The 10,171-nt window shown below is 72.2% G+C and carries 13 protein-coding genes; 4 read left to right on the forward strand and 9 right to left on the reverse strand.

From position 1 onward, the window contains the following. From RH94_RS12450 to rimP, 4 genes are all read right to left on the reverse strand, one after another. The coding region (locus tag RH94_RS12450; protein ID WP_143204011.1) for a translation initiation factor IF-2 N-terminal domain-containing protein at positions 1-257 on the reverse strand (257 nt) is incomplete at its 3' end. 163 nt (positions 258-420) lie between these two features. Beyond that, positions 421-702: a YlxR family protein gene (locus tag RH94_RS12455; protein ID WP_073947674.1), complete on the reverse strand. Its 282-nt coding sequence runs from the start codon at positions 700-702 to the stop codon at positions 421-423. Positions 703-837: 135 nt separating this feature from the next. Continuing rightward, positions 838-1,824, reverse strand: a complete 987-nt coding sequence (nusA, locus tag RH94_RS12460; protein ID WP_073947675.1) for a transcription termination factor NusA — start codon at positions 1,822-1,824, stop codon at positions 838-840. Positions 1,825-1,826: 2 nt separating this feature from the next. Continuing rightward, on the reverse strand, positions 1,827-2,324 hold the full coding sequence (gene rimP / locus RH94_RS12465) for a ribosome maturation factor RimP (RefSeq protein WP_073947676.1): 498 nt from the start codon (positions 2,322-2,324) through the stop codon (positions 1,827-1,829). A 202-nt stretch (positions 2,325-2,526) separates the two neighbouring features. On the opposite strand from rimP, the gene RH94_RS12470 reads away from it, so the two are divergent. Genes RH94_RS12470 through RH94_RS12480 form a run of 3 tightly spaced genes read left to right on the forward strand, consistent with a single transcriptional unit; the run spans position 2,527 to position 4,530 of the window. Next, positions 2,527-3,093, forward strand: coding sequence for a hypothetical protein (locus RH94_RS12470; RefSeq protein WP_073947677.1), 567 nt, complete (start codon positions 2,527-2,529; stop codon positions 3,091-3,093). Then, entirely contained in the window at positions 3,090-3,575 is a 486-nt protein-coding gene (locus RH94_RS12475) for a ferritin-like domain-containing protein (RefSeq protein WP_073947678.1), read from the forward strand. Before RH94_RS12470 ends, RH94_RS12475 begins: the two co-directional genes overlap by 4 nt. Positions 3,576-3,630: 55 nt before the next feature. Next, complete coding sequence (locus RH94_RS12480) at positions 3,631-4,530, forward strand: aminoglycoside phosphotransferase family protein (RefSeq protein WP_073947679.1); 900 nt, start codon at positions 3,631-3,633, stop codon at positions 4,528-4,530. A gap of 362 nt (positions 4,531-4,892) precedes the next feature. Here RH94_RS12480 and RH94_RS12485 read toward each other — a convergent pair whose 3' ends face one another. The 5 genes from RH94_RS12485 to RH94_RS12505 all read right to left on the reverse strand — a co-directional run bounded on the left by RH94_RS12485 (position 4,893) and on the right by RH94_RS12505 (position 9,750). Next, positions 4,893-6,596, reverse strand: coding sequence for a proline--tRNA ligase (locus RH94_RS12485; protein WP_073947680.1), 1,704 nt, complete (start codon positions 6,594-6,596; stop codon positions 4,893-4,895). A 107-nt stretch (positions 6,597-6,703) separates the two neighbouring features. Further along, positions 6,704-7,285 carry a GNAT family N-acetyltransferase gene (locus RH94_RS12490; RefSeq protein WP_073947681.1) on the reverse strand — a complete coding sequence of 194 codons (582 nt, stop codon included), beginning with the start codon at positions 7,283-7,285 and terminating at the stop codon, positions 6,704-6,706. A 54-nt stretch (positions 7,286-7,339) separates the two neighbouring features. Then, complete coding sequence (locus RH94_RS12495; protein ID WP_073947682.1) at positions 7,340-8,188, reverse strand: GNAT family N-acetyltransferase; 849 nt, start codon at positions 8,186-8,188, stop codon at positions 7,340-7,342. Between the two features lie 101 nt (positions 8,189-8,289). Continuing rightward, entirely contained in the window at positions 8,290-8,448 is a 159-nt protein-coding gene (locus tag RH94_RS12500) for a hypothetical protein (protein ID WP_199880935.1), read from the reverse strand. Positions 8,449-8,502: 54 nt separating this feature from the next. Continuing rightward, complete coding sequence (locus RH94_RS12505) at positions 8,503-9,750, reverse strand: RNA-guided endonuclease InsQ/TnpB family protein (protein WP_073947683.1); 1,248 nt, start codon at positions 9,748-9,750, stop codon at positions 8,503-8,505. A 24-nt stretch (positions 9,751-9,774) separates the two neighbouring features. Here RH94_RS12505 and tnpA point away from each other — a divergent pair. Then, the coding region (gene tnpA, locus RH94_RS12510) for an IS200/IS605 family transposase (protein ID WP_079189005.1) at positions 9,775-10,171 on the forward strand (397 nt) is incomplete at its 3' end.

Genomic DNA, 10,171 nt, shown 5'->3' on the forward strand with positions numbered 1-10,171 from the left:
CGGGGGGCACCCCCGGCCTGCGCCGGGGAAGGCGCGGCGGGCCTGGGGGCGGCCTTCCTCGGGGCACCCGGCTTCGCGGCGGACTTGCCGCTGCCGTTGCCCTGCTGGAAGGCGTCAGTCAGTTTGCGTACTACGGGCGCCTCGATCGTCGAGGACGCCGATCGGACGAATTCACCGAGTTCCTGGAGCTTGGCCATGACGACCTTGCTCTCCACACCGAACTCCTTGGCGAGTTCGTAGACCCGGACCTTAGCCACTTCGCTCCTTTTAGGTCCGGGTTGCGGCCGGACCGTCGCTAGTTCATGGGCGTACTCATCGCGTACTCATCGAGTGCTCATCGCAATCTCGACCTGCTTTCGACTCGCGAGGTACCAGGCCGCACGGGGTTCCGTACGGCACGTCTTTCCTTGCCGTGTTGCCTCAGCAACCTTGTGCCTGCTCGACGTACCGGCGCAACGCCGTTACGTCGAGCGGTCCCGGGACGCGGAGCGCCCGCGGGAACACCCGGCGGCGCACCGCCTGGTCGAGACAGACCGGGGCGGGGTGTACATAGGCACCCCGGCCGGGCAGCGTACCGCGAGGATCGGGGACGCACTCGCCCTCGACCGCCACGGTCCGCAACAGTTCGATCTTGGCCGCTCGCTCCCGGCACCCCACACAGGTGCGCTCGGGGCATACGCGGGCTCGCGTCCGGCCAGACACTGCTCAGTGTACCTCCCCGCACCGACCTCACCCCTTCGGGGCAAAGATCGAACGGCTGTTGTCGTGTTACAAGCGGCCTACGGCTTGGTTCCATTCCCCACTCCCGGGTGAACTTCCCGGGAGTACCGGGCGTGCTTACTCCGACACCTGCTCGGTGTCCGGACGGATGTCGATCCGCCAGCCGGTGAGCCGGGCCGCCAGCCGGGCGTTCTGGCCCTCCTTGCCGATCGCCAGCGACAGCTGGTAGTCGGGCACGGTCACCCGGGCCGACCGGGCCGCCATGTCCACGACCTCCACCTTGGAGACGCGGGCCGGTGACAGGGCGTTGGCCACCATCTCGGCCGGGTCGTCCGACCAGTCGACGATGTCGATCTTCTCGCCGTTCAGCTCCCCCATGACGTTGCGCACCCGGCCGCCCATGGGGCCGATGCAGGCCCCCTTGGCGTTCAGGCCCGAACGGTTGGACCGTACGGCGATCTTCGTGCGGTGACCGGCCTCACGGGCGATCGCCGCGATCTCGACCGAGCCGTCGGCGATCTCCGGGACCTCCAGGGCGAAGAGCTTCTTCACCAGGTTCGGGTGCGTACGGGAGAGCGTCACCGAGGGGCCGCGGACGCCCTTGGCGACCCGGACGACGTACGACCGCAGCCGCATGCCGTGCGGGTAGCTCTCGCCCGGGACCTGCTCCTGCGCCGGCAGGATGGCCTCCAGTTTGCCGATGTCCACGAGCACGTTCTTCGGGTCGCGGCCCTGCTGGACCACGCCGGTGACGATGTCGCCCTCGCGGCCGGCGTACTCGCCGAGCGTCGCGTCGTCCTCGGCGTCGCGCAGCCGCTGCAGGATGACCTGTTTGGCGGTGGTGGCGGCGATACGGCCGAAGCCGGACGGGGTGTCGTCGAACTCTCGGGGCTCCTGGCCCTCCTCGAGGTCCTCGGGGTCCTCCTTCGCCCACACGGTCACGTGTCCGGTCTCCCGGTCGAGCTTCACGCGCGCGTGGCGGCGGCTTCCCTCGGTACGGTGGTAGGCGATGAGGAGGGCCGACTCGATCGCCTCGACCAGCACGTCGAAGGAGATCTCCTTCTCCCGTACCAAGTTCCGCAGGGCACTCATGTCGATGTCCACGGCTACGCCCCCTCTTCCTTCTGGTCCTTGCGGTTGAACTCGACCTGCACGCGCGCCCTGACCACGTCCTGGAAGCCGAGCCTGCGGGTCGTGGCCTTGCGGCCCTTCACTCCGGGCACTTCGAGGTCGAGGCCTTCGTCGTCGACCCCGAGGATCCTGGCCACCAGCTCGTCGCCCTCGGCCAGCTGGAACTTCACCAGCCGGCCCGTGGCGCGCACGTAGTGCCGGTGTTCCCTGAGGAGGCGCTCCGCGCCCGGGGTGCCGACCTCGAGGGTGTACTCGCCCTCGCCCATCGCGTCGCTCTCGTCGAGCCTCGCCGAGAGCACACGGCTCACATCGGCGATCCTGTCCAGGTCGGCCCCTGTGTCGGAATCGACGACGACGCGCAGCACACGCTTGCGTCCGACGGAGTGCACGGCGATCTCCTCGAGGTCCAGGCCCTGGGAGATGACGAGCGGCTCCAGCAGTTCTCGCAGCCTCTCGCTCTGGGTGGTGCTCATCCGGGTGACTCCTCGGCCGCGTGTGCTGTTGTGGGATGGTCGCGTGTCTGGTCAAAGCGTATCGGGTCCCGGGGGGTGTTGCCGTCCACCTGGGCAGGTGCGGTGCCGCCGAGTGGTGCCCGTGGGGGGCGCGGGTACCGTGATCACGGGCGAGTCGCCCCGCCACCATCGTTCGTTCCGTACGCACCCGAGGACGTCTGCCGTGCCGTTCCCCCCGCCCCCGCGCGCCCCAGGGCCTGTCCGGAGTTCCCCGCGCAGAAGGAGCCTGCTCGCCTCGGCCGCGGGGGCCGCCCTGCTCATGGGCTGCTCCACCGGTTCCTCCGACTCCGGCAACCCGGGCGACGGCCCGTCGGCCGCCGAGCGGGCACGCGCGCGTGCGGCACAGGACAGCCAGGAGCTGGCGCGGCGGTACGACGCCGTGCTCGCCGCGCATCCGGCGCTGGCGGAGCGGCTGCGGCCGCTGCGTGCGCAGGTCGCGGCCCATGCGGAGGCCTTCGGCGGCACGGCGAAGCCCTCGCCCGGTGCTTCGGCGGCGACCACGGCGCCCGAGGGATCGGGGGCGCCGGCGGGAGCCGAGGCCTCGCGCTCCCCCGCCGCCCCGGCGGACCAGAAGGACGCCCTGGCCTCGCTGGCCGCCGCGGAACGGTCGCTTTCCGACCGGCGCACGGCGGCCCTGCTCCGGGCCCCCGGCGAACTGGCGCGTCTGCTGGCCTCGGTGGCGGCGGCCGGGGCCGCGCACGCGTATCTGCTGACGGAGGGTGACAAGTGAGCCAGGCGGACAAGCGGCGGCTCGAGGCCCTGCAGGCGGCGCTCGCCGCGGAGCACGCGGCCGTGTACGGGTACGGCGTCGTCGGAGGACGGGTCCAGGAGAGCCGCCGGACGGAGGCGCGGGCGGCGTACGACGCGCACCGGGCTCGGCGGGACGCGCTGGTGCGCGTGGTACGGGATCTGGGCGGGCGGCCGGTGGCCGCGGCGGCGGCCTACGCGCTGCCGTTCCCGGTGCCGGACTCCACGGCGGCGGTGCGGTTCGCCGCCGAGCTGGAGGAGCGCGTGGCCGGGGTGTACTCCGACCTGGTCCGGGCGAGCACGGGCGAGCGGCGGCGGGAGGCCGCGGGGGCGCTGCGCGAGGCGGCGGTCCGGGCGGTGCGCTGGCGCGGGGAGAGCGTAGCCTTCCCTGGTCTCGCCGAACGGACCGCCACGGATACGGAGAGTGCGGTGGGTGCGGCGGGCACGTCGACCCCCACGGCGTGACGCGCACGAGCGGAGGCACCGCACGACACACGACACAGGAAGGAACGGCTCGCGCATGGTTTTCGAACCGCCGCAGCGTCTGGTGCGGGCACTCGGTGAGACGGCACCGGACGGTGACACCTGGCTGGCCGATCTGCCCGAGCTGGCGCGGCAGGCCGTGGCGGTGCGCGAGCTGACCGTCGAGCGGGTGCAGGTGCCCGGCGGGCGCAGCAGCCTGGTCGTGCTGGTACGGACGGCGGACGGGACTCCGGCCGTGCTCAAGCTGGCCCCACCGCGGGCCCGCCCGGAGAGCGAACGGGCCGCGCTCGCGCACTGGGGCGGCCGGGGCGCCGTACAGCTCCTGGACAGCGGTCCGGGCGAGGGCGTCCTGCTGCTGGAGCGGCTGCACCCGGACGTGTCGGTGCGGTCGCTGCCGGAGGCGCGGGCCCTGCTGGAGGCGGCGGGCACGCTGCGGCGGCTGTGGGTGGAGCCGCCCGCGGGGCATTCCTTCGAGACGGTGGCCGGGCGGACCGGCCGGCAGGCCGAGGCGATGCGGGCGGGCGCGGCCGGCGACCCGGAGGTGGCGCCGCTGGTCGCGGCGGCGCTCGGGGCTCGCGAGGACCTGCTGGCGGCGCCGCCCGAGGAGCGGCTGCTGCACGGCACGTTCCGGCAGAGCAAGGTGCTCGCCGGCGACCGGATGCCGTGGCTGGCCGTGGGCCCCGACCCGGTCGTCGGCGAGGCCGCCTTCGACCTGGCCCGGCTGGTCCGCGACCGGGTCGAGGACCTGATCGCCTCTCCGTCCGGAGCCGCCGTCACCCGCCGCCGCGTCAAGCGTCTGGCGGAGTCCCTGGAGGTCGACCAGGAACGCCTCCGCGGCTGGACCCTCTTCCGCGCCGTCGAATCCGGCGTACGCGCCCGCCGGGTGGGCCGCCCGAAGGACGCGGAACTGCTGCTGGAGTTCGCCACGTGGCTCTGACCCACGGGGCCCTCCGGGGAACGACGCGCGGATACACGGGCGGGCCGCGCCGGCCTCGGTGAGACACCGTCTCCGCCCGGGCCACGCGAGCCCGGGCGGCACGGACACGTGACGACCCGCCGGAGGACGGCACCGAGGGGCGCACGGCGACTCGTGCGAGGCAGTGCCGCCGCGGCCGCGCCGACCGTGCCTTCCGTCATGCGGGCGAGCGGGCTCGGCACCCCGGCACACGTCCCGCGCAGCCACGGCGAGCGGGGCTCCGCCCCCACGCAGCCACGGGCGGGCGGAGCCCGCCCGTGGTGCTGTCGGGCGTGGGGCGGCGGCCCCGTTGATGGGCGGGGTGGCGGTCCCCGCCGTGCGGGTCAGGCCGTGAGGCGGGTGAGGGCCTCCTCGATGGGGAGTTCCTCGCGTTCGCCGGTCTTGCGGTCCTTCAGCTCGACGACCCCCTCGGCCGCGCGGCGGCCGGCGATCAGGATCTGGGGGATGCCGATGAGCTCGGCGTCGGTGAACTTCACGCCCGGGGAGACGCCGGTCCGGTCGTCGACCAGGACGCGGACGCCGGCCGCGGCGAGCTTCTGGGAGACCTCGAGGGCCACCTCGGTCTGCAGGGCCTTGCCGGCGGCGACCACGTGGACGTCGGCCGGGGCGACCTCCTTGGCCCAGACCAGCCCCTTGTCGTCGGCGTGCTGCTCGGCGAGCGCCGCGACCGCGCGGGAGACGCCGATGCCGTAGGAGCCCATGGTGACGCGGACCGGCTTGCCGTTCTGGCCGAGGACGTCGAGCTTGAGGGCGTCGGTGTACTTGCGGCCGAGCTGGAAGATGTGGCCGATCTCGATGGCGCGGTCCAGCTTCAGGCCGGTGCCGCACTGCGGGCAGGGGTCGCCCTCCTGCACGACGACCACGTCCACGTACGCGTCGACCTCGAAGTCACGGCCGGCGACCACGTTCTTCGCGTGCGTGTGCTCCTTGTTGGCGCCGGTGATCCAGGCCGTGCCCGGGGCCACGCGCGGGTCGGCGATGTACGTGACCTTCTCCCCCAGGCCCTGCGGGCCGACGTAGCCGCGGACCAGGTCCGGGCGGCCCACGAAGTCCTCGGCGGTGACCAGCTCGACGGCGGCCGGGGCGAAGTGCGCCTCGACCTTGCCCAGGTCGACCTCGCGGTCGCCGGGCACGCCGACGGCGATGATCTCGCCGTCCACCTTGACCAGGAGGTTCTTCAGCGTGGCGGAGGCCGGGACGCCGAGGGAGGCGGCCAGGGTCTCGATGGTGGGGGTGTCCGGGGTCGGGATCTCCTCGGCAGCGGGCACGCCGGAGCCGTCCACCGGCTTCAGTTCGTACGTGATCGCCTCGGTGTTGGCGGCGAAGTCGCAGTTCGGGCAGTCGGCGAAGGTGTCCTCGCCGGCCTCGGCCGGGGCGAGGAACTCCTCGGACTTGGAGCCGCCCATCGCGCCCGCGGTCGCCGCGCAGATGCGGTAGTCCAGGCCGAGGCGCTCGAAGATGCGCTGGTAGGCCTGGCGGTGCAGGGCGTACGACTCGGCGAGGCCCTCGTCGGAGAGGTCGAAGGAGTAGGAGTCCTTCATCAGGAACTCACGGCCGCGCAGGATGCCCGCACGCGGCCGGGCCTCGTCCCGGAACTTGGTCTGGATCTGGTAGAGGATGACCGGCAGGTCCTTGTACGAGGACGCCTGGTCCTTCACCAGCAGGGTGAAGATCTCCTCGTGGGTCGGCCCGAGGAGGTAGTCGCCGCCCTTGCGGTCCTGCAGGCGGAACAGCTCGGCGCCGTACTCGTCCCAGCGGCCGGTCGCCTCGTAGGGCTCGCGCGGCAGCAGCGCGGGCAGCAGCACCTCCTGGGCGCCGATCGCGTCCATCTCCTCGCGCACGATCCGCTCGACGTTCGCGAGGACCCTCATGCCCAGCGGCAGCCAGCTCCAGACGCCCGCGGCGGTGCGGCGGACATATCCGGCGCGGACCAGCAGCTTGTGGCTGAGGACCTCGGCGTCGGCCGGGTCGTCGCGCAGCGTCTTCGCCAACAACTGGGACATGCGCTGGACCGGTGCGTTCGCCATGGTTCTCGTACTCCTGCCGATGAGGTCCCCCCGCTCGGGCGACGCCGGGAGCGGGGAAGGGTGATGGCTAGGAGGTTAGCCGGGCGGGCTGTTCCGGTGGAAATCGGTTATCGCGCGCCCTCGCGGCGGCGCAGCGGCAGCGGGGCGCCCATCACGGCGTAGGGCATCGGCGCGCTGGGGAAGAGGACCCGCCGGGCCAGGTCCTCGTACCCCAGGGAGTGGTAGAGGCCGCGGGCCGGGCTGTCGGTGTCGATCGCGGAGAGGATCGAGCGGGGTTCGGCGGCGTCGTCGGTGATGGCGGTGATCAGGGCGCGGCCGATGCCGCGGTTCTGGTGGCGCGGGTGGACGTGCAGCTCGGTGATCACGAAGGAGTCGTCGAGCCAGTCGTCGTGGCCGCGGGCGCGCAGATAGGGCTCGACGACGGTGGACCACCAGTGGGTGCGGTCGTTGGGCATGCCGTAGACGAAGCCGACGAGCCGGCCGTCGGGCGTGGTGGCGCCGAGCGCGCGGGCGCCGGGGCACGTCATGTGCCGCAGCACGATCTGCCGGCGTACGGCGACCTCGTCGGCGCCGAGCCCGAAGGCGACGGCCTGCACGGCGAGCGCCTCGTCGACACGGGCCGCCAGGTCGAGAGGGCCGATCACGACGTCCTCGGAGCGGCGGTGTCCGTGACCGGGAAAGTGGACCATGCCGGGGAGACTACAGGGCTCGCACCGGCCTCAGAACAGCGTCGCGGGGTGCGCTCAGAACAGCACGCTCATGAACGCGCCGACCTCCCGGAAGCCCACCCGCAGGTAGGTCCGGCGGGCCGGGGTGTTGAAGTCGTTGACGTACAGGCTGACCACCGGGGCCACGTCGGCCAGCGCGTACCGCAGGACCGCCGCCATGCCGGGTGCCGCGAGGCCTCTCCCCCGGTACTCGGGGGCCACCCACACCCCCTGGATCTGGCAGGCCTCGGCGGTCGCGGCGCCGATCTCCGCCTTGAACATCACCTTGCCGTGCTCGTCGAGGCGGGCGAAGGAGCGGCCGGAGCCGACGAGTTCGGCGACCCGGGCCTGGTAGATCAGGCCGCCGTCCCCGGCGAGCGGGGAGACGCCGACCTCCTCGGTGAACATCGCCACACAGGCCGGCATGATCGTTTCCATCTCGTCCTTGCGGATGCGGCGGACGTAGGGGTCGGGGGGTATGCCGTCCGGCATGCGGTCGGTGACCATGAGCGGCTGGTGGGTGCGGATCTCGCGGGCCGGGCCCCAGCCGGGTTCCAGCAGCCGCCACAGCTGGGCGGTGGGCCCGGCCGGTCCGACGATGGAGGAGCAGCGGCGGCCGGCCCGGCGCGCGCGGTCCGCGAAGGCGCGTACGGCCCTGGGGGTGGCGCAGATCGGGACGAGGTTGGCGCCCGCGTAGCACAGGGACGTGAGCATGCCGTCCTCGTACCAGCCCCACATCTCGCCGCCCAGCCGCCACGGGTCCAGACCGGCGATCCGGACCCGGGAGGTCACGAAGGCGTTCGCGACCGGCTCGCGGTCGAGGATCGCGAGCGCGGCGTCCAGGTCGCTCGGCTGGAGCACCCGTGAGGTGGTCTGGGTCAACACGTGCGGGGCCTCAGGCTGTGGGTTTCGCTGATCTCCGCACTGTACCCGCCGTTTCCGGGCCGTGCCGCCCCCAGGGGGCGGCACGGTGGGGCCGGCGCTTCCTATGCGGTCCGGTCCTCCTTGACGCGGGTGACCAACTGGGTCGGATTGACGAAACGCAGCGCGATCACCAGCAGCACCAGCGTGTACATCACGGCCATCGCGTCGATGGACTGCCGGGTGCGGATGCCGACCGAGAACACGGCGTAGTAGAGGGCCACGACCAGGGTCTGGCTGTCCGGGCCCGCGGTGAGGAAGTTGACGTCCTCCCCGTCCTAAGGGACGGGGATTCCTGCCACGGTCGGCTGACCGTCTGGGTGGGTTCCTGCTTCAACGCGCTGTGCCGGGACCAAGGTCCTGGTCTTACCTGCGCTCGGCGAGGCGTTTGGCGTCTCCGCCCGTCCGGCGGCGACGATCCGGCGTCCTTCGTACAGGACGTTCTTCGCTGCGTTGTGGTCCCGGTCGTGGGCGGTGCCGCAGCTGCGGCACGTCCATGCGCGGACGTGGAGGGGCTTGGGCCCGTCCCGGAATCCGCAGGCGGAACAGGTCTGGGAGGACGGGAACGACCGGTCGACCCTGGCGAAGGTCCGGCCGTGCTTGACGGCCTTGTATTCCAGCATGCCGACGAACTGGGCCCATCCGGCGTCGTGGACGGACTTGGCGAGGCGGGTGCGGCCCAGGCCCTTGGCGGACAGCGTCTCCACGTACACCGCTTGGTTGTCGCGGATGATGCGGGTGGAGAGCTGGTGCTGCCAGTCCCGGCGCCGGTCCGCCACGCGGGCGTGCTGGCGTGCGACCTTCCTTCGGGCCTTGTCCCGGTTGTTGCTGCCCTTGGCCTTGCGGCTCAGCTCCTTCTGCATGCGCTTGAGCTTCTTCTCCGCCCGGCGCAGGAACTTCGGGGAGTCGAGCTTGCGGCCGTCGGCGAGGACCGCGAAGTGGTGCAGGCCGAGGTCGATCCCTGTGTCCGTCCCGGCCGCGGGAAGGATCTGCGGGGTGGTGTCGACGACGAACGACGCCCAGTACCGGCCGGCCGCGTCCATGGTGAGGGTGACGGATGTCGGAGTCGAGGGCAGCGTGCGGGACCACTTCACCCGCAGGTCGCCGACCTTGGCCACGTACAGGCGCCCGCTGGGCCGGATGCTGAACCCGTTCGCGGTGAGCCGGATGGACTGTCTGCGGTCCTTGCGGGACTTGAACCGGGGCGGGGCGACCCTGGGGCCCTTGCGTTTGCCGGTGAGCGAGGCGAAGAAGTTCCGGTACGCGGCGTGCAGGTCCCGCAGCGACTGGACCAGCACCACGGAGGACACCTCGCCGAGCCAGGCCCGCCCCTCGGTCTGCTTGGCGGCGGTGACGACCTGCTTTTGCAGGTCGGTGTCCTTGAGGTACGGCAGCCCCGCCGCGTGGGCTTCCTGCCGGGCGCGGAGCCCGTCGTTGAAGACCACGCGAGCGCACCCGAACGCCCTTGCCAGCGCGGCGCGCTGCCCGGGCTCGGGGTACACGCGGAAGTTGTACCTCAGCTGCACAACCACGACCGTACCATTTGGTCTATGGGTACGGATGCAGAATTTCGGCGGGGCAGGCATGTGGTTTCTGCGATGCACGTGCACTTGGTCTTCGTGACGAAGTACCGGCGCGGCGTCCTGGACGACGAGATGCTGAGGGTCTGCGAGGACACCATGCGCAGGGTGTGCGAGGACTTCGAGGCCGAGCTGAGGGAGTTCAACGGCGAGGACGACCACGTGCACCTGCTCGTGCACTACCCGCCCAAGGTCGCCGTCTCCAAGCTGGTGAACAGCCTCAAGGGCGTGTCCGCGCGCATCCTGCGCCGGGACTTCACCGGCCGCGCGAACCGGGCGATCATGCACGGGCACTTCTGGTCCCCGTCGTACTTCGCGGCATCCTGCGGCGGCGCGCCGCTGTCGATCATCCGGCAGTACATCGAAC

The sequence above is a fragment of the Streptomyces kebangsaanensis genome (assembly GCF_001906585.1).
GTDB lineage: Bacteria > Actinomycetota > Actinomycetes > Streptomycetales > Streptomycetaceae > Streptomyces > Streptomyces kebangsaanensis.